Origin of the sequence: Sphingomonas aerolata (assembly GCF_003046295.1) — a bacterium.
GTDB classification, from domain to species: domain Bacteria; phylum Pseudomonadota; class Alphaproteobacteria; order Sphingomonadales; family Sphingomonadaceae; genus Sphingomonas; species Sphingomonas aerolata.
On record NZ_PZZN01000002.1, the window covers coordinates 744,917 to 770,036 of the forward strand.

The following is a 25,120-nucleotide window of genomic DNA, read 5'->3' on the forward strand; positions in this document are numbered from 1 at the left end:
CGATATGCGGACACCGATGATGAGCGCAGGGCAGAAGACCGGGATCGTCGCGAAGATGAAGCGGCGCGGCGGGCGTGGCGATCAATCGCCGCTCGGCACGTGGTTCTGGGATATCGACCGGATGCTGCTGTTGCTGACGCTGTTCCTGATCGCGATCGGGCTGATCGCGGTGGCCGCGGCGTCGCCCGCGACCGCAGTCCGCTATTCGGGCGAGCATCACAAGCTGACGCCGCTCTATTATTTCTGGCGCCAGCTGATGTGGGTCGGCGTCTCGATGCCGGTGCTGTTCGGGGTGTCGATGATGCCCGTCGCAATGGCGCGGCGCATGGCGCTGACCGCGGCGGCGGTGCTGCTGCTGATCCTCGCGGTGACGCCGTTCGTCGGATCCGAGGTCAACGGTGCGCGCCGCTGGATCGGCTATGGCTTCGCGCAGTTCCAGCCCTCCGAGTTCTTGAAGCCGGTCTTCATCGTCACCGTCGCCTGGCTCCTGTCGCTGCGCGCGAAGGATCCCGAACTGCCGACCGTGCTGATCACGGGCGGGCTGACCGGCACGATCGCGGTGATGCTGATGCTGCAGCCCGATTTCGGCCAGACGATCATCTACTGCACCGTGTGGATGGCGTTGCTGATGATCGCGGGAACGCCGATGCGCGTGATGGCGGGCTTGGTCGGCTGTGTGCCGGTCGGGCTGGTGGCCGCCTATATGTTCTACGGCACGGCGCGGTCGCGGATCGACGCGTTCCTGTTCCCGGGTATCGAGGGCGAGGGCGCGTCGGATCATTTCCAGACCAATGCCGCGCACAACACGCTGACCGCGGGCGGCTGGACCGGCACGGGGCCCGGCGGCGGCATCGCCAAGTTCGGACTGCCCGAGGCGCATACCGATTACATCTTCTCGGTGATCGGCGAGGAGTTCGGGCTGATCGCCTGTTCGGTGATCGCGGTGATCTTCCTTGCGATCGTCGTGCGCGTGTTCGTCAAGCTGCTGGACGAGCAGGATGAATTCAAGCTTCTCGCCTCGGCGGGGCTGGCGACGCAGTTCGGTGCGCAGGCGCTGGTCAGCATGGCGGTGAACACCGGGCTCGCACCGTCCAAGGGCATGACGCTGCCGTTCATCAGCTATGGCGGATCGTCGATGATCGCCTTGTCGGTCGGCATGGGGTTGCTGCTGGCGTTTACCCGGCGCAATCCGTTTCTCACGCGGAGCCCCTATGTCGTCCGCTGGAGTGGTGAATGACTGTGAATCAACGTCCCCGGCATTTCGTGCTCGCGGCAGGCGGGACCGGCGGTCACATGGTGCCGGCGGCGGCGCTGGCCGCTGAGCTGACGAGGCGTGGCCACCGCGTCGCGCTGGTCAGTGACGAGCGCGGCGTGCGCTTCCCCGGATTGTTCGAGGGAATCCAGACGCATGTCCTTCCCGCCGGGCGCTTTACCGGCGGACCGCTGGGCTGGGCCAAGGCGACGCGATCGATGTGGCGCGGGCGGATGATGGCACGTGAACTCTATCGCACGTTCAAGCCGGCGGCGGTGATCGGCTTTGGTGGCTATCCCGCGCTGCCCGCGCTGCTGGCGGCGTTTGCGAATCGGATCCCGACCGCGGTGCACGAGCAGAATGCGGTGCTGGGGCGGGTGAACCGGCTTGTGGCACGACGCGTCGACGCGATCGCGACCTCGTCCGAGCCGACCGAACGGCTCGCGTCCGGGCTCCTCGCCAAGACGCATCTCGTCGGCAATCCGGTGCGCGAGGCGGTGCTCGCATTGCGCGCCAGGCCCTATCCGCTGCTCGAGGAGGATGGCATCTTCCGTGTGCTGGTGACCGGCGGTAGCCAGGGCGCGAGCATCCTGTCTCAGGTCGTTCCGGATGGGCTCGCGATGCTGCCGGTGACGTTCCGGCGGCGTCTGCAGGTCACGCATCAGGCGCGGATCGAGGATATTGACGCCGTGCGCGCGCAATATGCCGAGCATCACATCCCGGCCGAACTCGCCACCTATCTGCCCGACATGCCCGAACAGCTCGCCTGGGCGCATCTGGTGATCGCGCGCGCGGGTGCCTCGACGATCGCGGAGCTGACCGCGGCGGGGCGGCCGGCGATCCTGGTGCCGCTGCCGGGCGCGACCGACGATCACCAGACGGTCAACGCCCGCGAGATCACCCGCGCCGGCGGCGCACGGACGATCCGGCAGGGCGACTTCACTGCGGTCGAACTCGCCAAGCAGATGCAGAAGCTCGGGCTCGATCCCGCCGCGCTGCAGAACGCCGCGGGACGCGCGCGCAGTTGCGGCCGCCCCAATGCCGCGAGCGATCTGGCCGATCTGGTCGAAAGCCTCGATGCGCCGGTGTCGCGACTGCCGGTCGGGCGCCCATCCAAGCCAAAGGTACAATTTGCATGAAGGGTGTAGCGACCGATATCGGCACGATCCATTTCGTCGGCATCGGCGGGATCGGCATGTCGGGCATCGCCGAGGTGATGAAGAATCTCGGCTACCGCGTGCAGGGGTCTGACGTGGCCGAGGGCTATGTCGTGCAGGGCCTGCGCGACAAGGGCATTCCGGTCGCGATCGGCCATGCCGCGGAGAATATCGGTGACGCGGCGGTCGTGGTCGTCTCGACCGCGATCGTCCGCTCGAATCCCGAGGTCGAGGCGGCGCTCAACGCGCGCGTTCCCGTGGTGCGGCGTGCGGAGATGCTCGCCGAACTAATGCGGCTGAAGTCGACCGTCGCGGTTGCAGGCACCCACGGCAAGACGACGACGACGTCGATGGTCGCCGCGCTGCTTGATGCGGGCGGGGTCGATCCGACCGTGATCAATGGCGGGATCATCAACAGCTACGGATCGAATGCGCGGCTGGGCGCGAGCGACTGGATGGTGGTCGAGGCGGACGAGAGCGACGGCAGCTTCCTGCGGCTCGACGGGACGATCGCGGTCGTCACCAACATCGATCCCGAGCATCTCGATCATTACGGATCGTTCGACGCGGTGAAGGATGCGTTCGTCGAGTTCGTCGAGAACGTGCCCTTTTACGGTGCGGCGCTGCTGTGCCTCGATCATCCCGAGGTGCAGGGGATCCTGCCGCGCGTGCGCGACCGGCGGATCGTGACCTATGGCTTCTCGGCGCAGGCGGATGTCCGCGGTGTCGAGGTGACGCCGATCCCGGGCGGCAACCGCTTCGACTGCGTGGTGCGGACGCGCGACGGCGCGACGCGGACGATTGCGGGGATCGAGATGCCGATGCCGGGCCGGCACAACGTCCAGAACGCGCTGGCCGCGATCGGCGTCGCGCTCGAGCTGGGCATCGAGGATGCGACGATCCAGCAGGGCTTTGCCAAGTTCGGCGGCGTGAAGCGGCGCTTCACCAAGGTGGGCGAGGTTCCGGTCGAGGGTGGCGGTGTCGCGATCATCGACGATTACGGGCATCACCCGGTCGAGATCCGCGCGGTGCTGGCCGCTGCGCGCGAGGGCGCGAAGGGGCGCGTGATCGCGGTCGTGCAGCCGCATCGCTATTCACGGCTCGGCAATCTGATGGAGGATTTCCAGACCGCGTTCAACGACGCGGACCGGGTGCTGGTGACGCCGGTCTATGCGGCGGGCGAGACGCCGGTCGAGGGCGTCGACGCGGCGGCTCTGGTCGAGGGGCTGAAGCGGCGCGGCCACCGGTTTGCGGGCGTGGTCGCGGATGCGAATGCACTGGCGGCCGAGCTGGCGGCGACGATCGAGGCGGATGACATGGTCGTCTGCCTCGGCGCGGGCGACATCACGAAATGGGCGGCCGGGCTGGCCGATGCGATCGCGGTCGAGCGTTCGAAGGTGCCGGCGTGAACGCTGCGACACCTTGCGTCCCCGCGAATGCGGCGACCCAGACTGGGTTCCCGCCTTCGCGGGAGACCATCAGGGGGAGCGTCGAGGCCGGTGGGTCGCTTGCGGACTTCATCTGGTTTCGGACCGGCGGGCCTGCCGAATGGCTTGTGCGGCCGGCGGATGTCGAGGATCTGGCCGGGTTGTTGAAGACCCTCGATCCGTCGACGCCGGTCCTGCCGGTGGGCGTCGGTTCCAACCTGATCGTCCGCGACGGGGGTGTGCCGGGGGTCGTGGTGCGGCTGCCCAAGGCAATGGCGAAGGTGTCGGTTGAGGACGGTCGCGTTCGCGCAGGGGCGGGGGCTATGGGGATTACCGTCGCCAGCGCGGCACGCGATGCGGGGATCGCCGGGCTTGAGTTTCTGCGCGGGATCCCGGGGACGGTGGGCGGCGCGGTGCGGATGAACGCGGGTGCCTATGGGCGCGACGTCAGCGATATCCTGATCGAGGCGACCGTCGTCACGCGCGACGGCGCGGTCGAGACATGGCCCGCGGCGCGGTTCGGTTATGTGTACCGGCATTCGGACCTGCCCGCGGGCGCGGTCGTGGTCGAGGCGGTGTTTTCGGGCACGCCCGGCGAACCGGCTGTCATCGGGGCTGAGATGGACCGGATCGCCGCGGAGCGCGAGGCGTCGCAGCCGTTGCGGTCGCGCACCGGCGGATCGACGTTCAAGAATCCCGAGGGGCACAAGGCCTGGGCGCTGATCGACGCGGCCGGGTGCCGAGGGCTGACGCGCGGCGACGCGCAGGTCAGCGAGAAGCATTGCAATTTCCTGCTGAACCTCGGGTCCGCGTCGAGCGCGGAGATCGAGGCGCTGGGCGAAGAGGTACGGACCAAGGTGAAGGCGCATTCTGGAGTGACGTTGGAATGGGAAATCCAGCGGGTCGGGGTGGCGAAATGAGCGGCGCTCTTCACATCGCCGTGCTGATGGGCGGCTGGTCGGCGGAGCGTGAGGTCTCGCTGATGTCGGGTAATGGCTGCGCCGATGCGCTCGAATCGCTTGGTCACCGCGTCACGCGGATCGACATGGGGCGCGACGTCGCCGCCCGGCTGGCCGACGCCAGCCCCGATCTCGTGTTCAACGCGCTGCACGGGACGCCCGGCGAGGATGGCTCGGTGCAGGGGCTGCTCGACCTGATGGGGTTGCGCTATACGCATTCGGGGCTTGCGACCTCGGTGATCGCGATCGACAAGGTGCTGACCAAGCTGCTGCTCGTCCCGGCGGGTGTGCCGATGCCGGGCGGACGGATCGTCCGGTCGGTCGACCTGTTCGAGGGGGATCCGATGGCACGCCCCTATGTGCTCAAGCCCGTCAACGAGGGGTCGTCGGTCGGCGTGGCGATCGTCACCGACAGCGGCAATTACGGCAATCCGATCGCGCGCGACGCGGTCGGGCCATGGATCGACTTCGACGAGCTGCTCGCCGAGCCCTATATCCGCGGGCGCGAGCTGACGACCGCGGTGCTGGGCGGTCGCGCGCTCGGCGTCACCGAACTCAAGCCCAAGAGCGGCTGGTATGATTACGACGCGAAATATACCGACGGGATGACCGAGCATGTCTGCCCGGCGGACATTCCCGACGAGATCGCCGACGCCTGCAAGAGCCTCGCGCTCGAGGCGCACCGGCTGCTCGGCTGCAACGGCGCATCGCGCTCCGATTTTCGATGGGACGACGAGCGCGGGGTGGACGGGTTGTTCCTGCTCGAGGTCAACACGCAGCCGGGCATGACCCCGCTCAGCCTCGTTCCCGAACAGGCGCGGCATATCGGCATGAGCTATGCCGAGCTCGTCCAGGCGATCGTCGACGAGGCGCTGTCGGATCACCCGCTGGCGCCGGGCGGGGCGCCATGAGCCGGACGATCAAGCGCGGCCCGCCCCCCAAGCGGCCCGCCCCGCGGCGCAAGGTCGCGGTCAAGAAGGTGTCGGTGCTCGATCGGCTGGTCGGGATGCTCCCGGTCAGCGAGGAGACGCTGAAGAAGATCGCGACCTGGTCGATCCTCGGTGCGGGCGGCGCGGTCGTGATCGCGGCGGCGACTTGGATCGGCATCCCCGGCATGATCGGCGGCGCGATGGCCGAAGGCGCCGGGCGCGCGGGGTTCAAGGTCGACCAGATCGAGGTCACCGGGCTGAAGCGGATGGACCGCATGTCGGTCTATGCGATCGCGCTCGACCAGCAGAGCCGCGCGATGCCGCTCGTCGATCTCGAAGCGGTGCGCCAGAAATTGCTGCGCTATGGCTGGATCGCGGACGCGCATGTGTCGCGGCGGCTGCCCGACACGTTGCTGGTCGACATCGTCGAGCGGACCCCCGCGGCGGTGTGGCAGGACAATGGCAATCTGACGCTGATCGATGCGTCGGGCGTGCTGCTCGAACCGGTGCAGCCCGATGCGATCCCGAACCTGCCGCTGGTGATCGGACCCGGCGCGGACCGGCAGGAGGCGTCCTATCAGGCGCTGCTCGCCGCCGCCCCTGCGCTCAAGCCGCGCGTGAAGGCGGCGACCTGGGTCGGCAACCGGCGCTGGGACCTGACCTTCGAGAGCGGCGAGACGCTGGCATTGCCCGAGGACGGGGCGCCGCGTGCGCTGGTGAAGTTTGCCGAGCTCGATGGCGCACGGCCGCTGCTCGGGCGTGGCTGGATCCGCTTCGACATGCGCGACCCGACCAAGCTGGTCGCGCGCAAGCCGGGGGCGAGCCTGGCGCACAGCGTCGACGTGCCCGCGCCGGTATCCAGCGAGCCACAGACGACTATACCGTCGCAGACGGCGGACGCGAATGTAACGGGCGGGGAGGGATGACATGGCGAAGGTGGCACCGGAAGGGCTGATCACGGCGCTCGATATCGGGTCGTCGAAGGTTTCGGCGATGATCGCGCAAAAGGGGGATGGCGGCGAGCTGATCGTGCTCGGCACCGGCCAGCGCGAGAGCCGTGGCGTCAAGCGCGGCTATATCGCCGACATGGCGACGACCGAGGCGGCGGTGCGCGAAGCGGTCGAGCAGGCCGAGCGGATCGCCGGGATCAACATCGAGAATGTCTGGGTCGGCTTCTCGGCCGGCGGGCTCGTGTCCGACGTCGCCGAGGTCGAGTTCGAACTAGGCGGCCACCGCGTCGAGCAGCAGGATATCGATGCGTTGCTCGCGGCGGGGCGCAACTCGATCGATCCGCAGGGGCGGATGGTGCTGCACGCGCAGCCTGCGCTCTACACGCTCGACGGGCTGACGGGGGTCAAGACGCCGCTCGGGCTGCATGCCGACCGGCTTGGCGTGCATATCCATGTCGTCGCGGCGGACGGATCGCCGGTCCGCAATCTCGATCTGTGCGTGCGTTCGGCGCATCTCGAGGTGAAGTCGATCATCGCCTCGCCGGTCGCGACTGGGCTGGCGTGTCTCAGCGACGAGGAGCGTGAGCTGGGCGTGGCGCTGGTCGAGATGGGGGCGGGGATCACCAATGTCTCGCTGTTCGCGGGCGGCATGCTCGTCGGACTGACCTCGATTCCGATCGGTGCGCAGGACATCACCGACGACATCGCCAGTGCGTTCGGCACGCGGCGGCAGAATGCCGAGCGGATGAAGTGCTTCCATGGTTCGGCCAATGCCTCCCCCCGCGACAATCACGACATGATCCCGGTCATGCCGATCTCAGCCGAGGACGGCGCGGGCGAGGGCGCGCAGATTACCAAGGCGCAGCTGATCAGCGTGATCCGCCAGCGCCTCGAACATCAGATGGGCGAGGTGCGCAATGCGCTGAGCACGCTCAAGTTCGAGGGCCCGGTGGGGCGCCAGGTCGTGCTGACCGGTGGCGGTGCGGAGCTGAAGGGCATTGCCGATTATGCGCAACAGGCGCTGGGGCGGTCGGTCCGGATCGGCCGACCGCGCGGATTGACCGCTCTGCCCGAGGCGCATGGCGGACCGGCCTTTGCGACGCTAGCGGGGTTGGCCTTCTATGCGGCGACCGATCCGATCGACCTGCGCGGTATTGCACCGCAGCGGACGATCGTTCACCGGCCGAAGGGAATCGGCATGGTCCGCAAGTTGATTCAGGCGGCACGCGCGAATTATTGAGAGTTTCGAAACGGCTGACGCTATTTCGGCTGGAACAGCCGGTAGCGTTGGTGCACACAGGTTAATCAGGGGCCCGGCCGTAGCGTATCACCGGGATGGGCGGAGAAGCAGGCGATGAGCATCGAATTTCTGAGTCCCGAAGTGGACGAGCTGGCCCCCCGCATCGCGGTGATCGGGGTCGGTGGCGCGGGCGGTAACGCGATCGCGAACATGATGAGGGCCGACGTCCAGGGCGTCGACTTCCTCGTCGCCAATACCGACGCGCAGGCGCTCAAGCAGTCGACCGCGCCGCAGCGGATTCAGCTGGGCACCAAGATCACGCAGGGCCTCGGTGCCGGCAGCCGTCCCGAGATCGGCCGCGCGGCCGCCGAGGAGACGATCGACCAGCTCGCCAAGATGCTCGAAGGCGCGCACATGTGCTTCATCACCGCTGGCATGGGCGGCGGCACCGGCACGGGTGCTGCCCCGGTCATCGCCAAGGCGGCGCGCGACATGGGCATCCTGACCGTCGGCGTGGTTACCAAGCCGTTCGCGTTCGAGGGCAATCGTCGCGCCAAGTCGGCCGATGGCGGCATCGAGGAACTGCAGAAGTACGTCGACACGCTGATCGTCATTCCGAACCAGAATCTGTTCCTGATCGCCAATGCGAACACGACCTTCAAGGAAGCGTTCTCGATGGCGGACGAGGTCCTCCAGCAGGGCGTCCGCAGCATCACCGACCTGATGGTCATGCCTGGCCTCATCAACCTCGATTTCGCCGACGTCCGTTCGGTGATGCAGGAAATGGGCAAGGCGATGATGGGCACCGGCGAGGCGAGCGGCGACAACCGCGCGCTCGAGGCTGCGCAGAAGGCGATCTCGAACCCGCTGCTCGACGGCGTCAGCATGCAGGGTGCCAAGGGCGTGATCATCTCGATCACCGGTGGCGACGACATGCGCCTGCTCGAGGTCGACGAAGCCGCGAATCACATCCGCGACCTGGTCGATCCCGATGCCAACATCATCTGGGGTTCGGCGTTCAACCAGGAGCTCGAGGGCAAGATCCGCGTCTCGGTCGTCGCGACCGGGATCGATGCGGACGCCAAGCCCGCCGTCGCGCCCGAGCCGACGCGCTCGTTCAGCTTCGGCATGGGCCGCAAGAACGACGAATCGACGTCGTTCCGTCCGAGCGAGCCCGCGGCACCGACCGGCACGACTGGCACGGGCGACGAGCCGCTCGACCTGTCGAGCGCGGACGCGGTACAGTCCGGCACCACCGACGAGGAACTCGTCCTGGGCCAGGACAAGATGGTCCCCGCCGCACCGGCCGCACCGCAGTCCTATGCCCCTGCGCCGACCCAGGCGGCGCCCGCACCCGCCCCGGTGCAGCCGCCGGTCCAGGCTCAGCCGGCACCGCAGCCGACCGCGCGCACGCCCCAGGCGCCTGCCTATCAGGCTCCGCCGCGCTCCTACGCGGACGATCGTTATGCCGCTCCCACGCCCGCGGCCCCGGCGCCGATGCCGGCTGCGGACGAGGGTGGTGCACGCCGTCGCTGGCTCGCTCCGGGTGCGGAAGCTGCGCCCGAAGCCGCCACGCCGGCGACGCCGCGCGTCAAGCTCGGTGGTACGCTGTTCGAGCGCATGTCGAATGCGGCGCGCGGCGCGGCCAAGGAAGACGGCGAGGCGGCTCCAACCGATCCGCTCGACATTCCGCGCTTCCTGCACCGCCAGAACAACCAGTAACGGCCTGCACAAAGGGGCGCGCCGGTTCGTCGCCGGCGCGCCCCGTCCTGGCGCGTAGCGTGCTGCGGCATGTTGCCCGTTCCCGCGCGCTCGGGTCTAGCTACGGGCACCCATGATCTTCCCGACCCATCATCTCCTGACCGCCGCGCTCGCGCTGGTTCTGGTCACCGCCCCGAGCGGCGCGCGGGCGCAGGAAGTCGTCCAGCCCCTGCCCGGAACGACCGACGCGGATCGTCTCGGCGATACGATGCGGCAACTTGCGTCAAACCCCCGCAACGTCGATGCACTGGTCCGCGCGGGGGATCTGTCCATCGGGCTCGGTGATCTGAGCGGTGCCGCGGCGCTGTTCGCGCGCGCCGAGAAGGTCGATCCGCGCAACGGCCGGGTGAAGGCCGGCATGGCCTCTATCCTGGTCCGCTCCGAGCGACCGGGCGAGGCGCTCCGCTATTTCGCGCAGGCCGAGGCGTTCGGGCTCCAGCCGCGCTATTATGCCGCGGATCGCGGGCTGGCCTATGACCTGATCGGCGAACAGGACCGGGCGCAGCGCGACTATCGTGTCGCGTTGCGCGATGCCCCCGATGACGAAACCGTCCGGCGTTACGCCCTGTCGCTCGGCATATCCGGCAAGCGTGATCTGGCACTGCAGCAGCTCGACCCGCTGGTCCTCAAGAAGGACCGCGGGGCGTGGCGTGCGCGTGCGTTCATCCTGGCGATGAACAATGACGTGCGCGGCGCCGAGACGATCGTCACGACGATGATGCCCGGGGCTGCGGCCCGCGGTCTGCAGCCCTTTTTCCAGCGTCTGCCATTGCTTGCGCCTGCAGACCGCGCCTTTGCGGTGCATTTCGGCGAAGTGCATGCGACTCCGCAACGGATCGCCGATGCGCGGATGACGCCCGTCCTGCCGCAACTGGGTGCAGATCCGACCGCGCCGGTGATGCTCGCGGCGGCCGAGCCGCAGCCAGCACCTCAGCCGACGGGCCGTGCGAAGGCAGCCGCTGATCGATCGGCCGCCCGCCGCGACAAGACCGCACGGTCGGGCCGCGTCGAAGTCGCTGCTGTGACGCCCACGCCCACGCCCACGCCCACGCCCACGCCCACGCCCACGCCCACGCCCACGCCGACCCCGGCGCCAACGCCAACGCCCGTCCGGCCGACTGCAACCGTGCAGGCGTCCGCGCCGATGGTCATGGTCCAGCCGCTACCCAAGCCGCCGGTGGTGCTGGCATCGGCGCAGCCGGTCCAGCGGCCGACCGGTCCTGCGGCCGCGACGACGCCCGTACCGTCCCCGTCACTGTCCACGCCGACATCGACCTTCGTCCAGCCCTTGCCGGCCCGGACGACGTCGGCTGCGGCGGCGGACGCGAACCGGGTCTCGCAGGCGAGCGTGGCCGCGTCTTCGCCGGCCCGCGCGCCCGATACGCCCGGTGCGCTGCCCTCCGCGATCGTCGCGCAAATGGCGGCGCTGCCGACCGCTCCGGCGACGACGGCTGGAACGACGCCGCCGGTAATCCCGCGCACCACGACGGCCCCGGTGTCGTCGGCTGTCCCGACCACGCCAGCGGCGGCGGGTGTTGCCGCTACAACGGTTCCGGCGACGCCCGCCGCCGTCGCGCCCGGCATCGGGTCGACCCCAACGCAGGTCGCGGTCGCCGCCACGCCTGCTGCGACCGGGCGGACCATCCCCGTCAGCGAGGATTCGATCCTCGCACGGATCATTGCCGGGCTGTCGATCCCGGCATCCGAACTCGGTGTCGCGCCGATCGCTCGGGCTGCACCCGTGGTGCCGGCGAGTCCTTCCGGGGTCGGTGCGGGCGACGACGCCGGCGCACGCGCCCTCGCCGACGCCAAGGCCAAGGCGGAGCGCGATACCGCAGCCGAGGCGGAGGCGCTGGCTGCGACCCGGCTCGCGGATACGAAGGCGGCACGCGCGAAGCTGGCGGCGGACAAGAAGATCGCCGACCGCAAGGCGATCGCCGACAAGAAGCTCGCCGCCGAGAAGAAGGCCGCCGCCGAGAAGAAGGCGATCGCCGACAAGGCAGCGGCAGAAGAGAAGCGGATCGCGCGCGCCAACCCCGAGCGCATCTGGGTCCAGGTGTCGACCGGCGCGACCGAGGGTGACCTGCCCAAGGCTTGGAAGGGCGTGAAGGCGAAGGCACCGACCGTTGTCGGAACGCGCGGCGGCTGGACGGCGCCGTGGGGCGCGACGAACCGCGTGCTGGCGGGGCCGTTCAAGACCGCCGCGGAGGCGCGGACCTTCGTCAATGCGCTCGCCAAGGAGGGGGTCTCGACCTTCTCCTTCACCAGTGATGCCGGTCAGGTCGTCACGAAGTTGCCCGCCAAGTGAGCGCGCGTGCGCCCTGGGCTTCGGACCCAGCGCGGAGCAAGGGTCGGCTTTACGAGGAACAGAACGGGACCGTCCGCGGCCCGCGTGACGCGTTCCAGCGTGATCGCGACCGGATCATCCACTCGATCAGCTTCCGCCGCCTGCGCCACAAGACGCAGGTCTTCATGGCGCCCGACGGCGATCATTTCCGCGTCAGGCTGACCCATAGTCTCGAGGTCGCGCAGATCGGCCGTGCGGTCGCCCGCACGCTCGCGCTCAACGAGGATCTGACCGAGGCGCTGTGCCTGGCGCATGACATTGGCCACCCGCCATTCGGACATGCCGGCGAGGATGCGCTGAAGATCGCGCTGACCGGGCAGGGCGGGTTCGACCATAATGGCCACACGCTGCGCACGCTTACAGAGATCGAGCGCCCCTATCCGCGATGGAACGGGCTGAACCTGACCTGGGAAACGCTCGAAGGGCTGGCCAAGCATAACGGCCCGGTCCGCCACCCCGGCTGGGCGCTGCGCGTGGCGGATTCGGCGTTCGATCTTGCGCTCACGAGCTTCTCGTCGCTCGAGGCACAGGTCGCGGCGATCGCCGACGACATCGCCTATGACAATCACGACATTGACGACGGGCTGCGCGCAGGATTGCTGACGCTCGATCAGTTGATGGCGGTCCCGCTGATCGCGCGCGGCTGGGACGATACCTGCGCGCGCTTCCCCGATGTCGAGCCGAAGCGACTGATGGGTGAACTGGTGCGCTCGCAGATCGGCACGATGGCCAACGACCTGATCGCCGAAACGCGTCGCCGGATCGCGGCGAGCGGCGTCACCAGCGTCGAGGACGTGCGCGACGCGGGCGAATGCCTTGTCGGATTTTCCGATGCGATGCGCGAGGAAGAGCGCGATCTGAAGCGGTTCATGTACGCGAACCTGTATCATCATCCGCGCCAGATCGCCGCGGCGGATGCCGCACACGGGATCGTGACCGGGCTGTTCGCGATCTATCGCGACGATCCCGGCACGATCCCCGAAGAATGGCGCGACCGCCTGCCCGAGGCGGATCCGGATCGCAGCCGGCACATCGCCGACTTCATCGCCGGCATGACCGATCGCTATGCCATCTCGCGCTACCGCGAACTGGTCGGGCCGATCGATCTGCCCGAGGGGTTCTGAAGCCCGGCCGATTTCGCGGGATCAATGTCCGCGCGAAATCGGCTGAGCCGCCAGTGTCTTAGCGTGCGACGGCGGCGATACCGCCAGCCGCGCCCGATGCTTCGGTCGTCGCGAAGGCGACCGGCACGCCGCCCGCCGTACCCGACACGCGGTCGCCGCGCACGATCAGGTGAAACGCCTGGCCCGACGGGAATCGGCGGCCGTTGATGACCTGGCGGCCGTTCTCGACGCTGCTGGTGTAGACATAGGTGCTGCCTTCATACTCGAAGGACTGCTTGGCTTCCTTGGCCATGCCGATCGTCGAGGTGAGGGCGGCCGCCGCGGCGGCGAGGATGTATACGGTCTTGCGCATGATATGTGCTCCGCAGTGAAAGATCGTACCGGGCGCAATCGGGTGGTCACCCAGCTTTGATGCCCTGAAGATATTGCGGTGCAGCATAAGCAGCAATTGCAAAGGAGTCCGTCGCACTTGCACGGCGTGCACGGAAACCGTCGGCGCCGCGATTGGCATAATCCTGCGACACTCCCGGCCTAGGACCAGACCGCAGGAGATGACGGATGACGCAGGCGAGCATCGCATTGAACCGGTTCGGAATTGGTGCGCGACCCGACGACGTGGTCGGTCACGGCAGGGACTGGCTATCGGCGCAGATGCCGGCGTTTGCGATCCGCCCGCCGGCGATTGCCGCCGCCCCTGACAGCGCGCGCGTTGCAACCGATCTCGCCAGTTATCAGCAAGCACAGCGGGCAGCTCGCGCGGCCGCACCGCCACCGGATGCCATCCGCACCGCGCCGGCGACACCGCCGGTGCGGAGCGACGCGGTGCGGGCCGCACGACAGGCGATGGGGAAGCAGGCGCGAGAGGATTACGGTGCTGCGGTCGCCGCCCGCGCGATCGCCGCGCTCACCACGCAGACCCCGTTCGTCGAGCGGCTCGTGCATTTCTGGGCGAATCACTTTGCGGTGTCGGCCGACCGGCTGACGGTGGTCGGGCTGGCGGGGACGCTCGAGTTCGAGGCAATCCGGCCGCACGTGCTGGGCCGGTTCGGTGACATGCTGGCGGCGGTCGAACGGCACCCGGCGATGCTGCTCTATCTCGACCAGGCGGTATCGGTCGGCCCGAGCAGCGCACTCGGCATGCGGGTCGCGGCGCGGGGCGGGCGCAAGGTCGGGCTGAACGAAAACCTCGCCCGCGAAATCCTCGAGCTGCACACACTGGGGGTGCGCACCGGCTATGGCCAGGGCGACGTCACCGAACTCGCTCGAGCGATGACGGGGTGGACGGTGGCGGGCCTGGGACGTGGCGGCGGGCGGGATCAGGGCCCGGCGGGGCGGTTCCGGTTCGCGGCGGCGGTCCACGAACCCGGCGTGCGAACCGTGCTCGGCAAACGTTATGCGGAGGATGGCGAGGATCAGGCGCGAGCGGTACTCCGCGACCTCGCGGTGAACCCGGCGACCGCGACGCATGTCGCGACCAAGCTCGCCCGGCATTTCGCCGGTGACGTGCCGCCGCCCGCAATGGTCGCGCGTTTGCGGGCGGTGTTCCTGGAGACCGGCGGCGACCTGCCAAGCGTGTACCGCGCGCTGATCGCATCGCCCGAGGCCTGGATCGAGACGCCGGTGAAATTCAAGACGCCCTGGGAATGGTCGATCGCGGCGATGCGCGCGCTGGGCATGACGACCGTCCAGCCGGGCGCGATCGCCGGTCTGCTGACGCAGCTTGGCCAGCCGGTGTGGAAGCCCGGACAGCCGGCCGGCTATGACGATATCGCCGCGAGCTGGGCGGGGCCGGATGCGGTGATGCGCCGGGTCGAGGCGGCGGAGCGGTTCGCGTCGCGCGCGGGCGGGGCGATCGATGCCCGCAGACTGGCGGCGACGCTGTTCCCCGGATCAGTGAGCGCCGCCACGACCGAGGCGCTGGCGCGCGCCGAAAGCCCCGGGCAGGCGCTCGCGCTGCTGCTCGTCGCACCCGAATCGATGCGGAGATAAGCCATGCTCGACCGTCGTCACTTCATCACCTCCGCCATGCTCGGCGGCGTCGCCGGCGCCTTTGCGCCGCGCATGGCCTTTGCCCGCGCCGCCACCGCGAAGCGGTTCGTCTTCATCATCCAGCGTGGCGCGGCCGACGGGCTGGGGACGATCGGTGCGATCGGCGACCCGGCCTTCGCGGGCGTCCGCGGCGATCTCGCGGTCGACTTCGCGTCCGGCACCAGGCTCGACGGCCTGTTCGCGTTGCATCCCGCGCTTGCGACGACCGCTGGCCTCTATGCGCGCAAGGAGGCGGTGTTCGCGCATGCGATCGCGTCCCCCTATCGCGACCGATCGCATTTCGATGGTCAGAATGTCCTCGAGACGGGCGGCGCCACCGCCTATCAGGTCAAGGACGGCTGGCTCAATCGCCTGCTCGACCTGCTGCCCGCCGATTCGGCGCGCGGCATCGCGGTCGCCGCGACCGTGCCGATGGCGCTGCGCGGCCGGCGGGAGGTCGCCTCCTATGCGCCGTCGAACCTGCCCGATGCGTCCGACGACCTGCTCCAGCGCGTCGCGATGCTGTATCAGGGCGACGCGCAGCTCCACGGCCTGTGGAGCGAGGCGATGGCGACGCGGAGCCTGACCAACGATCTCGCGCAGGCGAACGGCCAGAACGCGGCAGCGACGGGCACGCTCGCCGCGCGCTTGATCGCGCCGGCGAACGGCGCCCGCATCGCGATGATTGAGACCGGAGGCTGGGACACGCATGCCGGCCAGCGCGGGCGCCTCGCCGCACAGCTCAAGGGCCTCGATGCGATGATCGGCGCGTTGCAGACGGGGCTCGGGCCGCTGTGGGCGGAGACGATGGTGCTGGTCGCGACCGAGTTCGGGCGGACCGTCGCGGTCAACGGGACCGGCGGCACCGATCACGGGACGGGCGCGTCGGCGATGGTGCTGGGCGGCGGGGTCGCGGGCGGACGCGTGATCGCCGACTGGCCGGGGCTGGGGGCAGGGGCGCTCTACGACGGGCGCGACCTCAGACCGACCATGGCGCTCGACGCGTTCATCGGCGGTGCGGTCGCGGCGCATTTCGGCGTCGAGCCCGGGCTCGCGATGGCGACGCTGTTTCCGGCCAGCGCCCGGACCCTGGCGATCGAGGGGCTGGTCCGCACCTGACCGGGCCGGTGCGGGATGAATTGAGCCCGGCCCTGCTTTGGGCTAGAGCCCCCGCTTCCTTACGATACCGGAATTGTCATGACGCTCTATACCCGCTTCGCCGCGCATATCGATGCGGCGCTCGACACGCTGACCGAGGCGGGATTGTTGCCGGCCGGGCTCGACCGCAAGAACGTGACCGTCGAGCCGCCGCGCGATGCAAGCCACGGCGATCTCGCGACCAACGCGGCGATGGTGCTGGCCAAGCCCGCCAAGACCAACCCGCGCGTGCTGGCGGATGCGCTGGTCGTCGAACTCGGCAAGATCGAGTCCGTCGACAGCGCGAGCGTGGCGGGACCGGGCTTCATCAACATGAAGCTGACCGACGATGCCTGGCGCGGCGAGCTGGCCGCGGTGCCGGTCGCAGGCGCCAATTACGGGCGCTCGACGCTGGGCGACGGGATCACCGTCAACATCGAATATGTGTCGGCGAACCCGACCGGACCGATGCACATGGGGCATTGCCGGGGCGCAGTGGTCGGCGACGCGCTGGCCAGCCTGCTCGAATTTGCCGGGCACCGGGTGATCCGCGAATATTATGTCAATGATGCCGGCGGCCAGGTCGATGTGCTCGCGCGCTCGGTTCACCTGCGGTACCGCGAGGCGCTGGGCGAGACGGTGACGATCCCCGAGGGCCTGTATCCCGGCGATTACCTGGTGCCGATCGGGCAGGCGCTGGCGAGCGAATATGGCGATCGGTTCGTGGATGCGCCCGAAAGCGACTGGCTGGCGACGTTCCGGACGCGCGCGGTCGCGGCGATGATGGTGATGATCCGCGCCGATCTCGCGCTGCTCGGGATCGAGCATGAGGTGTTCTCCTCCGAGGCGGAACTGCAGGCGCTCGGCAAGCCCGAGGCCGCGGAGGCCGAGTTGCGGTCGCGCGATCTGGTCTATGACGGCGTGCTCGAGGCGCCCAAGGGCGAGATGGCGGACGACTGGGAGCCGGTCGAACTGCCGCTGTTCCGCTCGACGCAGTTCGGCGACGACCAGGATCGGCCGATCAAGAAGTCGAACGGGTCCTGGACCTATTTCGGTGCCGACCTCGCCTATCATTTCCAGAAGAGCCAGACCGCCGACCAGCTGATCGACATCTGGGGCGCGGATCACGGTGGCACGGTCAAGCGGATCGTCGCGGGTGTGGCCGCGCTGACCGGCGGCAAGACGCGGTTCGACGTGAAGCTGGTCCAGATGGTCCGGCTGCTGCGCAATGGCGAGCCGGTGAAGATGTCGAAGCGGTCGGGCAATTTCGTCACGCTGGCCGATGTCGTGAACGAGGTCGGCAAGGATGTCGTGCGCTTCACGATGCTGACGCGGCGGTCGGACGCGCAGATGGACTTCGACTTCGCCAAGGTGGTCGAGGCGTCGAAGGACAATCCGGTCTTCTACGTCCAATATGCGCATGCACGGATCGCGTCGCTGCACCGGCGCGCGGACGAGGCGGGAATCGCCGCGATCGAGGCGGACCTGTCCCGGCTTGATACGGACGAGCTCGCGCTGATGAAGCTCGCCAGCCAGTTCCCGCGGATCGTCGAAACCGCCGCTACGGCGCGCGAGCCGCACCGGATCGCGTTCTATCTCTACGACTTGGCCGCAGCGTTCCATGCGCTGTGGAATGTCGGCAACGATCGGCCCGAGCGGCGCTTCCTGGTGGTCGAGGATCCCGGCGCCACCGCTGCACGGCTTTTCTTGGCGGACGCAATCGGGCAGATCATCCGCAACGGCCTTGCCATCATGGGCGTCGAGGCGGTTTCGGAGTTGAACTGATGGCCGACGAGATGAACCTGCGCGAGGAAGATCGACTGCCCTGGCTGGAGACGATCGAGTCGGACGATCGTGACGGCCCGCCGATCGCGCGTGTCGTCGCGCTGGTCGTGCTGGGGCTGGGTCTGCTCGCGGCGATCATCTTCGGGGTCTACACGCTGCAGAACCGCGTGCCGTCGGGCGACGGCCAGCTGATCGCCGCGCCGGCGACGCCGTACAAGGTCAAGCCCGATGCGGTCGGCGGTCTGAAGGTCAATGGCGAGGGCGACAGCGCGATCGCGACCAGCGCGGGCAAGGGCGCGGGCAATGGTGCGATCGACCTGACGGGCGTGCCCGAGGCGCCGGTCGCCGGACGCCGTGCGGTGGCGACGTCGACGGGGGCGGACGATCCCGCCGGCCGCAACGCGGTGGCGCAGGTGCCCGCATCGGGTGGCCGGCTGGTCGCGGCACCCCCGCTTCAAGCGCGGCCGGCAGCGGCGGGCCCCGTCGCGAGTGGATCGCTCGTCCAGCTCGGCGCGTTTCCGAGCGCGGCGGTGGCCAATTCGGCATGGACCAACTTCGCCAAGCGCTTCAGCTATCTCGCGCCGCTGAACAAGTTCGTCGAGCCGGTCGCACGCGGTGGCAACACGCTGTACCGGTTGCGCGTCGATGCGGGCAGCGCGAACCAGGCCGCCGATATCTGCGGACGGTTGCGCGTCGCCGGTGAAACCTGCTTCGTCGCCAGCTGATCGACGCGCTGCGACAGGTTGAACGTGACGACGCAGGGGCGGTTCGCTAGGCGAGGCGCATGAAGCCCGTCATCTTCGGCCTGTCCGGCCCCGTGCTCACCCCCCAGGAACGCGCATTCTTTGCCGAGTGCGTACCGGCCGGATATATCCTGTTCAAACGCAACGTCGTCGATCGTGCCCAGCTGCGCGCGCTGACGGAGTCGCTCCGTGCGCTGGCGGGGCGCGACGACCTGGCGATCCTGATCGATCAGGAGGGCGGGCGCGTCGCCCGGATGGGGCCGCCCGAATGGCCGAGCTTTCCCGCCGGACCGGTGTTTGACGCGGCCTATGACCGCGCGCCGATGACCGCGATCCAGGCGGCGCGGGCGAATGCCCAGGCGCTCGGGCTGATGCTGAGCGAAGTCGGGATCACGGTCGACTGCCTGCCGCTGCTCGACGTCGCACAACCCGACACGACCGAGGCGGTCGCCTCGCGCGCGTTCGGGTCTGATCCGATGCGCGTCGCAGCGCTCGGGCGTGCCACGCTGGAGGGGCTGGCCGCGGGCGGGGTCGTCGGTGTCGTCAAGCACATGCCCGGCCATGGCCGCGCGCGCGTCGATACGCATCATCACCTGCCCACCGTCACCGCCACCGATGCCGAGCTCGAGGTCGATCTCGAACCCTTCCGGACGCTCAACCAGGCGCCGATGGGCATGACGTCGCATATCGTCTTCGACGCGTGGGACGCGGATCGCCCGGCGACGCTGTCGCCAATCGTCATCGACCGGATCATCCGCGACCGCATCGGCTTCGACGGGCTGCTGATGACGGACGACATCGACATGAAGGCGCTGTCGGGCACCGCGGGCGACAAGGCAGCCGGCGCGATCGCGGCAGGATGTGATCTGGTCCTCGACTGCTGGGCGCGCATGGACGAGATGGTCGAGATTGCCGGCCGGTTGGGTCCGATCTCCGCGGTGGCGCGCGCCCGTCTCGATCGCGCGATGGCGTCGGTGGGCCCTGCACAGGGACGGTTCGACGATCTGATCGCGACCCGGGATGCGCTGCTGGACCGGGCCATGCACGACCCGGCCGGAGACTGATCGCCTCGCGCGACGGCACGAGCGGGCTGCGACGGATGCGCGGATGCTGTACGCAGCGCGGATGGACGATGCACAGCTGACGCTGGATCTGGATGGATGGGAGGGACCGCTCGACCTGCTGCTGTCGCTCGCGCGGGCGCAGCGGGTCGATCTGCGGACGATCTCGATCCTGTCGCTGGTCGAGCAATATCTCGCCTATGTCGATGATGCGCACACGCTCAAACTCGAACTCGCCGCGGATTATCTCGTGATGGCGGCGTGGCTGGCCTATCTGAAGTCGGCATTGCTGTTGCCCCGAGACCCGTCGGTCGAGCCCGATCCGGATGACCTAGCACGGCGTCTCCAGCACCGGCTCGAGCGGCTCGATGCGATGCGCGAAGCGGGGGCGCGGTTGATGGCGTGCGACAGGACGGGGCGCGACGTCTTCGTGCGCGGCGCACCCGAGGGGCTGCGGACCGTCCGCAAGGCGGTCTGGACGGCGGAGATCTTCGACCTGATCGCGGCCTATGGGCGTGTATCGGGGCGCACCCGGCCGGTGATGCACGTGGTGGTGGACCGCGCGGTCATGACGCTGGAGGCGGCGCTCGAGCGCGTGTCGATGATGGTCGGCGAGCGGCTCGACTGGAGCAGGGTCGAGGCGTTCCTGCCTGCGTCCGCGGTCGTGCCCGGCGCGGAGCGGTTTCGTCGGTCGGCCCTGGCGTCAAGTTTCGTCGCAGCGCTCGAACTGGCGCGGCAGGGGCGCGTCGAGCTGCGGCAGGCGGCGCCCTTTGCCCCGCTCTATCTGCGCGCCACGCCGGCATGACGCGGCCCGATGCGCTCGTCCGCGCGGTCGAGGCGGTGCTGTTCGCCGCCGACGCGCCGCTGACGCTCGATGCGATCCGCGCGCATGTCGGGGCGATCGCGACGGCGCGCGACGTCCGCGCCGCGATCGAGGTGCTGGTCGAGGACTATGTCGGCCGCGGCTTCGGGATCGTCCGTCGCGGTGATCGCTGGCAGTTCCAGACCGCGCCCGATCTTGCCCATGTGCTGCGTCGCGAATCCGAAGAGCCACGGCGGCTGAGCAGAGCGGGGATCGAGACGCTGGCGATCATCGCCTATCACGAGCCCGTCACCCGCGCCGAGATCGAGGCGATCCGCGGCGTGCAGATCTCCAAGGGCGTGCTCGACGTGCTGATGGAGGCGGACTGGGTCCGGCCCGCGGGGCGGCGCGAGGTCCCGGGGCGACCCTTGCTGTATGCCACGACCGCCGCGTTCCTGGTGCATTTCGGGCTGAAGACCCGGCGCGACCTGCCGGGGATCGACGATCTGCGTGCTGCGGGGCTGCTCGATCCGGTCGATGTCGACGTCGAGGACCGTACAGATCGCGGCAGCCACGAAAGCACTGTGGCAAAGCGTGACGATGACGCCTAGATAGAGGCAGGTTTTCAGGAGAATTGTCATGGGCGGATTCAGCCCGATCCATCTGCTCGTTCTTGCGGTCGTCGCGATCCTCCTTCTGGGCGGCGGTCGGTTTTCCAGCCTGATGGGCGACGTTGCCAAGGGCGTTAAGAACTTCAAGAAGGGCATGGCCGAGCCTGACGACGAGACGCCGGCCAAGCCATCCGCGCGTATCGAAGCTCAGAAGACCGCCGATCCGGCGTTCGATCGCGACGGCAATCGCGTCCGCGAAGACCGCTGAGCCGCGCTTGACGTTCCCAGACTCGACGGGTCCAGATAGGCGCGCCTGAATGTTCGATATCGCTCCGTCCGAATTCCTGCTCGTGGCGTTCGTCGCGCTCGTCGTGATCGGTCCAAAGGACCTCCCCAAGGCGATGCGCGTCGTCGGCTATTGGGTCGGCAAGGCGCGCGGCGTCGCGCGGCAATTCCGGTCGGGGTTCGACTCGATGGTCCGCGAGGCGGAGCTCGAGGAAATGGAAAAGCGCTGGGCGTCGGAGAATGAGCGGATCATGCGTGAGCACCCGCCGACCGACACCGCGCAGATCGTCCATTCGCCCGAACCCGACATCCATCACGATCTGCCGTCGTCCGAACCCGTGATGGTCGAGAAGCCCGTCGTGCTCCCGGCATCCGGGCCCTCGGGTGATAAGCCGGCGCCGGCCGGCCTCGATATCGAAGCGCCGGCTCCGGATCACCGGGCAGGCGTCGACGCCGCACCCGGGCTTGATCGGCATGAACACGCCATACCGGCTGCCACGCCGTCCGACGCGCGGACGGGCAAGTCCGACGTAGCGTCGTCGTGACCGACTTCCAGACTGCCGAGAGCATAGCGTCATGAGTGAGATCGACGAGAGCCGGGCCCCCTTGCTCGACCATCTGATCGAGTTGCGGCGGCGGCTGCTCTATTGCATCGCCGCGCTGGTCGTGACGTTCGCCGTGGCGATGTATTTTGCCGAGGATATCTTCGGCTTCCTCGTCCACCCGCTGCTCGCGGCGGGGCAGGATACAGTGATCTACACCGAAGTGTTCGAGGCGTTCTTCGTCCAGGTGAAGGTTGCGTTCTTCGCGGCGATGATGCTGTCCTTCCCGGTCATAGCGAACCAGCTCTGGCAGTTCGTTGCCCCCGGTCTGTACAAGAAGGAGAAGAACGCGCTCCTGCCGTTCATCCTCGCGACCCCCGTGCTGTTCCTCACGGGCGCGGCCATGGCCTATTATGTCGCGATCCCGATGGCGCTCCACTTCCTGCTGGGGTTCGACGGCGTGGTCGGCGGCGTGAAGCGTGAGGCGCTGCCGGCGATCGGCAATTACCTGTCGTTCACGATGCAGTTCCTGTTCGGCTTCGGGATCGCTTTCCTGCTGCCCGTGCTGCTGATGCTGCTCGAGCGCGCCGGGATCGTCACGCGCAAGCAGCTCGTCGGCGCGCGGCGCTACGCCATCGTTGCGGCGTTCGCGATTGCCGCGGTCCTGACGCCCCCGGATATCGGGTCGCAGCTGCTGCTCGCGATCCCGCTGACCATCCTGTATGAATTCGCGCTGATCGGCATCTGGTTCACCGAGCGCAGCCGGGCAAAGGCCAAGGCGCAGGATGAGACGTCGGACTCCACCGATATCGCCGAAACGCACTGAGCGATCGGCGCCAGACGTAAAAACGGGGCCCGGTGCAGCTGCACCGGGCCCCGTTTTCGTATCTCAAGCGCAACGGCTTACTTGGCGTCGCTCGCGGTCTTCGCCACGGTGCGGCCGGCCGAGCTCACGTCCTTGCCGGCGCCTTCGACAGTGTTGCATGCCGACACGATGAGCGCGCTGGCCACAACGGCCAATCCAACCAACTTACGCATAATACTTCCTCCTAGAAGGGCTTGAATGCCACCGAGGGGAGAAATGTACGGGCGCGGGTTTCGTTCCGTTGGTGCAACCAGGCACGCATCTGATTTGGAATGATAAAGGCCCGGAAGCGTCACCGGGGGGGGGAGGGTGATGCTTCCGGGCCTGTCACTTGGATAGCGAGAGCGGGGGGCATAAAGTCGCTATCCGAACTATAGAACGGCGCTCGGGAAAGGTGGTTCCTGCCGTTTTCAAGTTTTTTTCGACGAGGTGTTTTGTCGTGCTCAATCGCGCCCGATGACGGCAAAGGCGATCTCATACGCGCCGACCAGCGGGTCATGATGGAGCGCCGAGCGCAACTGGCGTGAAAGGCCTTCCATTACACGGCCATAGCGTGTTGCTGCCTCGCGCAGCGCGTCGCTCTCGATCAGCGCCCGCGAGACGACGCGGAGCACTGCGCGGTCGGGCGTGGCGCCGGGCTGGATCGATACGCGGATCTGTGCCGAAGGATCGCAGGTCATCGCCAGCTCGATCGTTTCGGTCGCAAGAAACGCCACCGCGACGGCGACGTCCTGATTGACGAGGAACGGAGCGACGTCGAGCGTGATGCCGAGACCGTGCGAGCGATCGGGGGCGGTGGCGCGGATGTTGGCGGACAACTCGCCGAGCATCGTGCGCATGTTGAGACCGCGATTTTCCTCGAGCTCGGCAAAGTGATTGCGGTGAACGACCGCCAGCGCGTCGACCCGGCGCTGGATCGACGAATAGGCCTCGGTCGCGTCGGCGCTGCGTGCGCTGCGCGCATGGAAGTTGATCAGGCTGGAGATCACCTGGAGATTGTTCTTCACCCGGTGGTGCACTTCGCGCGTCAGCTTGGTCTGTCGCACGAGCCCGGCCGCCAGGCCCGCTTCGTGCGCCGCCACGGTCCGGCTGATGACCTGGAAGGTGTCGCCGAGCTCGCGGATCTCCTGCGCAGGCATGGTGCGGACGGTGCCCGTATCAATGACCTCACCCGGCGTGAACGCGGCGACCGCGGCGCGCAATTGCCGCAAGGGACGGATCAGCAGGCGATCGACGACGAACCAGCCGATCCCCGCCGCCGCCGCCCACATCAGTAGCGGCAGCAACAGCGCGATGATCAGCGACGAGGTGATCGGTGCGCTGCGGATGCTTGTGCGTAGCGCGAGGCCCGCAACGCCGAGATCGGTGCGCATCGTTTCCAGCCGGTCGAGCGGTGCCTCGTCGTCGATCGATTCAAGGAGCAGCGCATCCTGTCCGAGCATCAGCGCGCTGTTGAATTCCAAGGTCTGGTTGGACGGCCGGCCGATCCGTTCGAGGAAGGGCTGCGGGAAATAGGCGCGTGCCGATGTCTCCCCGCCGGGACCGGTGATCGCGAGGACCAGTCCGCGGTTCGGGACGATCGCGGCAGCAACGGGATTGCTTGTCGAATCCAGCGCGACGGCTTCGGGCAGCGCGCGCCCGCACAGCACGCGGCCGGCGCGGTCGGTGATGACAAATCGCGTACCCGAGGAGGCCTGCTGCGCGAACACGCCCTGCGCGCGGGCGCAGCTCGGCGCATCGGCGGGGTCGAAGCCCAGCGCGTTCACCGCAACGCGCAACGCGGTCATGTCGCCGATCAGTTCGATGGCGATCGATCGTGCGCTTTCTGCCGCAGCGACCCGCAACCGTGCACGGGCTTCCGCATCGGCGACACGCGTCGTCTGCAAGGTGGCGAAGATCGCGATCAGCGCGAGCGGCAGAAGCGCTGCGCTGAGGATCAGGAAAAGCTTGGCCCCGGTGGGGAGACGCCCGATCGCGGTGGCGATCTGCGACAGTGGACGAGCCGCTGTCGCATCGGCGTCAACGGAGCTGGTGTCGGTCGGGGTCTCTGTGGAGCCCGGGACGGCAGGTGACGGGGTGCCGGATTTGCTCACGGAACCGGTTGGCGAGGCCATG

At 68.4% G+C, this 25,120-nt stretch carries 22 protein-coding genes and 1 pseudogene; 20 read left to right on the plus strand and 3 right to left on the minus strand.

Features of this window, described 5'->3' with window-relative positions; all coding sequences use genetic code 11:
* Window positions 1-4 precede the first annotated feature (4 nt).
* From C8J24_RS10815 to C8J24_RS10860, 10 genes are all read left to right on the plus strand, one after another.
* Complete coding sequence (locus tag C8J24_RS10815; RefSeq protein ID WP_234387761.1) at window positions 5-1,237, plus strand: FtsW/RodA/SpoVE family cell cycle protein; 1,233 nt, start codon at window positions 5-7, stop codon at window positions 1,235-1,237.
* Entirely contained in the window at window positions 1,234-2,391 is a 1,158-nt protein-coding gene (murG, locus tag C8J24_RS10820; protein ID WP_031395403.1) for an undecaprenyldiphospho-muramoylpentapeptide beta-N-acetylglucosaminyltransferase, read from the plus strand. The genes C8J24_RS10815 and murG overlap by 4 nt, the downstream gene beginning before the upstream one ends.
* A complete protein-coding gene (murC, locus tag C8J24_RS10825) occupies window positions 2,388-3,818 on the plus strand; it encodes a UDP-N-acetylmuramate--L-alanine ligase (RefSeq protein ID WP_037528407.1) in 1,431 nt (476 codons plus the stop codon). Before murG ends, murC begins: the two co-directional genes overlap by 4 nt.
* Window positions 3,761-4,756: a UDP-N-acetylmuramate dehydrogenase gene (gene murB, locus C8J24_RS10830; protein ID WP_107932272.1), complete on the plus strand. Its 996-nt coding sequence runs from the start codon at window positions 3,761-3,763 to the stop codon at window positions 4,754-4,756. Before murC ends, murB begins: the two co-directional genes overlap by 58 nt.
* Window positions 4,753-5,706, plus strand: a complete 954-nt coding sequence (locus C8J24_RS10835; RefSeq protein WP_107932274.1) for a D-alanine--D-alanine ligase — start codon at window positions 4,753-4,755, stop codon at window positions 5,704-5,706. Before murB ends, C8J24_RS10835 begins: the two co-directional genes overlap by 4 nt.
* Window positions 5,703-6,650 (plus strand): cell division protein FtsQ/DivIB, encoded by a 948-nt coding sequence (locus tag C8J24_RS10840; RefSeq protein ID WP_107932276.1) that lies wholly within the window; start codon window positions 5,703-5,705, stop codon window positions 6,648-6,650. The genes C8J24_RS10835 and C8J24_RS10840 overlap by 4 nt, the downstream gene beginning before the upstream one ends.
* Before the next feature lies 1 nt (window position 6,651).
* Window positions 6,652-7,914 (plus strand): cell division protein FtsA, encoded by a 1,263-nt coding sequence (gene ftsA, locus C8J24_RS10845; protein WP_031393123.1) that lies wholly within the window; start codon window positions 6,652-6,654, stop codon window positions 7,912-7,914.
* A gap of 114 nt (window positions 7,915-8,028) precedes the next feature.
* Window positions 8,029-9,636, plus strand: a complete 1,608-nt coding sequence (gene ftsZ / locus C8J24_RS10850) for a cell division protein FtsZ (protein WP_107932278.1) — start codon at window positions 8,029-8,031, stop codon at window positions 9,634-9,636.
* Between the two features lie 112 nt (window positions 9,637-9,748).
* Window positions 9,749-11,983 (plus strand): SPOR domain-containing protein, encoded by a 2,235-nt coding sequence (locus C8J24_RS10855; protein ID WP_107932280.1) that lies wholly within the window; start codon window positions 9,749-9,751, stop codon window positions 11,981-11,983.
* Window positions 11,980-13,146, plus strand: a complete 1,167-nt coding sequence (locus tag C8J24_RS10860; RefSeq protein WP_107932282.1) for a deoxyguanosinetriphosphate triphosphohydrolase — start codon at window positions 11,980-11,982, stop codon at window positions 13,144-13,146. Before C8J24_RS10855 ends, C8J24_RS10860 begins: the two co-directional genes overlap by 4 nt.
* Before the next feature lie 58 nt (window positions 13,147-13,204).
* Here C8J24_RS10860 and C8J24_RS10865 read toward each other — a convergent pair whose 3' ends face one another.
* On the minus strand, window positions 13,205-13,498 hold the full coding sequence (locus C8J24_RS10865; protein ID WP_031394322.1) for a hypothetical protein: 294 nt from the start codon (window positions 13,496-13,498) through the stop codon (window positions 13,205-13,207).
* A 206-nt stretch (window positions 13,499-13,704) separates the two neighbouring features.
* On the opposite strand from C8J24_RS10865, the gene C8J24_RS10870 reads away from it, so the two are divergent.
* The 10 genes and pseudogenes from C8J24_RS10870 (at window position 13,705) to tatC (ending at window position 22,966) form a co-directional block, all read left to right on the plus strand.
* Entirely contained in the window at window positions 13,705-15,135 is a 1,431-nt protein-coding gene (locus tag C8J24_RS10870) for a DUF1800 domain-containing protein (protein ID WP_208620948.1), read from the plus strand.
* Between the two features lie 3 nt (window positions 15,136-15,138).
* Window positions 15,139-16,293 carry a DUF1501 domain-containing protein gene (locus C8J24_RS10875; RefSeq protein ID WP_107932284.1) on the plus strand — a complete coding sequence of 385 codons (1,155 nt, stop codon included), beginning with the start codon at window positions 15,139-15,141 and terminating at the stop codon, window positions 16,291-16,293.
* Window positions 16,294-16,371: 78 nt separating this feature from the next.
* Window positions 16,372-18,096 carry an arginine--tRNA ligase gene (argS, locus tag C8J24_RS10880; protein WP_107932286.1) on the plus strand — a complete coding sequence of 575 codons (1,725 nt, stop codon included), beginning with the start codon at window positions 16,372-16,374 and terminating at the stop codon, window positions 18,094-18,096.
* Window positions 18,096-18,821: an SPOR domain-containing protein gene (locus C8J24_RS10885; RefSeq protein ID WP_107045989.1), complete on the plus strand. Its 726-nt coding sequence runs from the start codon at window positions 18,096-18,098 to the stop codon at window positions 18,819-18,821. The genes argS and C8J24_RS10885 overlap by 1 nt, the downstream gene beginning before the upstream one ends.
* 59 nt (window positions 18,822-18,880) lie before the next feature.
* The gene (locus C8J24_RS10890; RefSeq protein WP_107932288.1) at window positions 18,881-19,903 is read left to right on the plus strand and encodes a glycoside hydrolase family 3 N-terminal domain-containing protein; all 1,023 of its coding nucleotides are present in this window, start codon (window positions 18,881-18,883) and stop codon (window positions 19,901-19,903) included.
* Window positions 19,904-19,946: 43 nt separating this feature from the next.
* Window positions 19,947-20,705 (plus strand): segregation and condensation protein A, encoded by a 759-nt coding sequence (locus C8J24_RS10895; RefSeq protein WP_244180623.1) that lies wholly within the window; start codon window positions 19,947-19,949, stop codon window positions 20,703-20,705.
* Window positions 20,702-21,313 (plus strand): SMC-Scp complex subunit ScpB, encoded by a 612-nt coding sequence (scpB, locus tag C8J24_RS10900; protein ID WP_107932290.1) that lies wholly within the window; start codon window positions 20,702-20,704, stop codon window positions 21,311-21,313. Before C8J24_RS10895 ends, scpB begins: the two co-directional genes overlap by 4 nt.
* A 28-nt stretch (window positions 21,314-21,341) precedes the next feature.
* Window positions 21,342-21,581, plus strand: a complete 240-nt coding sequence (locus tag C8J24_RS10905; RefSeq protein WP_031394888.1) for a twin-arginine translocase TatA/TatE family subunit — start codon at window positions 21,342-21,344, stop codon at window positions 21,579-21,581.
* A 49-nt stretch (window positions 21,582-21,630) separates the two neighbouring features.
* A pseudogene (gene tatB / locus C8J24_RS10910) lies at window positions 21,631-21,999 on the plus strand (Sec-independent protein translocase protein TatB); the annotation flags it as partial.
* Between the two features lie 175 nt (window positions 22,000-22,174).
* The gene (gene tatC / locus C8J24_RS10915; RefSeq protein WP_031394886.1) at window positions 22,175-22,966 is read left to right on the plus strand and encodes a twin-arginine translocase subunit TatC; all 792 of its coding nucleotides are present in this window, start codon (window positions 22,175-22,177) and stop codon (window positions 22,964-22,966) included.
* A 77-nt stretch (window positions 22,967-23,043) separates the two neighbouring features.
* Here the strand turns inward: tatC and C8J24_RS10920 are convergent, their stop codons facing one another.
* Complete coding sequence (locus C8J24_RS10920) at window positions 23,044-23,178, minus strand: entericidin A/B family lipoprotein (RefSeq protein ID WP_031394885.1); 135 nt, start codon at window positions 23,176-23,178, stop codon at window positions 23,044-23,046.
* 270 nt (window positions 23,179-23,448) lie between these two features.
* Window positions 23,449-25,119: a sensor histidine kinase gene (locus tag C8J24_RS10925; protein WP_107932293.1), complete on the minus strand. Its 1,671-nt coding sequence runs from the start codon at window positions 25,117-25,119 to the stop codon at window positions 23,449-23,451.
* Window position 25,120 lies beyond the last annotated feature (1 nt).

Bases quoted from the DNA above. Each gene is read 5' to 3' on its own strand.
- C8J24_RS10815 (WP_234387761.1), top strand. From the start codon at position 5: ATGCGGACACCGATGATGAGCGCAGGGCAGAAGACCGGGATCGTCGCG.
- murG (WP_031395403.1), top strand. From the start codon at position 1,234: ATGACTGTGAATCAACGTCCCCGGCATTTCGTGCTCGCGGCAGGCGGG.
- murC (WP_037528407.1), top strand. From the start codon at position 2,388: ATGAAGGGTGTAGCGACCGATATCGGCACGATCCATTTCGTCGGCATC.
- murB (WP_107932272.1), top strand. From the start codon at position 3,761: ATGGGCGGCCGGGCTGGCCGATGCGATCGCGGTCGAGCGTTCGAAGGT.
- C8J24_RS10835 (WP_107932274.1), top strand. From the start codon at position 4,753: ATGAGCGGCGCTCTTCACATCGCCGTGCTGATGGGCGGCTGGTCGGCG.
- C8J24_RS10840 (WP_107932276.1), top strand. From the start codon at position 5,703: ATGAGCCGGACGATCAAGCGCGGCCCGCCCCCCAAGCGGCCCGCCCCG.
- ftsA (WP_031393123.1), top strand. From the start codon at position 6,652: ATGGCGAAGGTGGCACCGGAAGGGCTGATCACGGCGCTCGATATCGGG.
- ftsZ (WP_107932278.1), top strand. From the start codon at position 8,029: ATGAGCATCGAATTTCTGAGTCCCGAAGTGGACGAGCTGGCCCCCCGC.
- C8J24_RS10855 (WP_107932280.1), top strand. From the start codon at position 9,749: ATGATCTTCCCGACCCATCATCTCCTGACCGCCGCGCTCGCGCTGGTT.
- C8J24_RS10865 (WP_031394322.1), bottom strand. From the start codon at position 13,498: ATGCGCAAGACCGTATACATCCTCGCCGCCGCGGCGGCCGCCCTCACC.
- C8J24_RS10870 (WP_208620948.1), top strand. From the start codon at position 13,705: ATGACGCAGGCGAGCATCGCATTGAACCGGTTCGGAATTGGTGCGCGA.
- C8J24_RS10875 (WP_107932284.1), top strand. From the start codon at position 15,139: ATGCTCGACCGTCGTCACTTCATCACCTCCGCCATGCTCGGCGGCGTC.
- argS (WP_107932286.1), top strand. From the start codon at position 16,372: ATGACGCTCTATACCCGCTTCGCCGCGCATATCGATGCGGCGCTCGAC.
- C8J24_RS10885 (WP_107045989.1), top strand. From the start codon at position 18,096: ATGGCCGACGAGATGAACCTGCGCGAGGAAGATCGACTGCCCTGGCTG.
- C8J24_RS10890 (WP_107932288.1), top strand. From the start codon at position 18,881: ATGAAGCCCGTCATCTTCGGCCTGTCCGGCCCCGTGCTCACCCCCCAG.
- C8J24_RS10895 (WP_244180623.1), top strand. From the start codon at position 19,947: ATGCTGTACGCAGCGCGGATGGACGATGCACAGCTGACGCTGGATCTG.
- scpB (WP_107932290.1), top strand. From the start codon at position 20,702: ATGACGCGGCCCGATGCGCTCGTCCGCGCGGTCGAGGCGGTGCTGTTC.
- C8J24_RS10905 (WP_031394888.1), top strand. From the start codon at position 21,342: ATGGGCGGATTCAGCCCGATCCATCTGCTCGTTCTTGCGGTCGTCGCG.
- tatC (WP_031394886.1), top strand. From the start codon at position 22,175: ATGAGTGAGATCGACGAGAGCCGGGCCCCCTTGCTCGACCATCTGATC.
- C8J24_RS10920 (WP_031394885.1), bottom strand. From the start codon at position 23,178: ATGCGTAAGTTGGTTGGATTGGCCGTTGTGGCCAGCGCGCTCATCGTG.
- C8J24_RS10925 (WP_107932293.1), bottom strand. From the start codon at position 25,119: ATGGCCTCGCCAACCGGTTCCGTGAGCAAATCCGGCACCCCGTCACCT.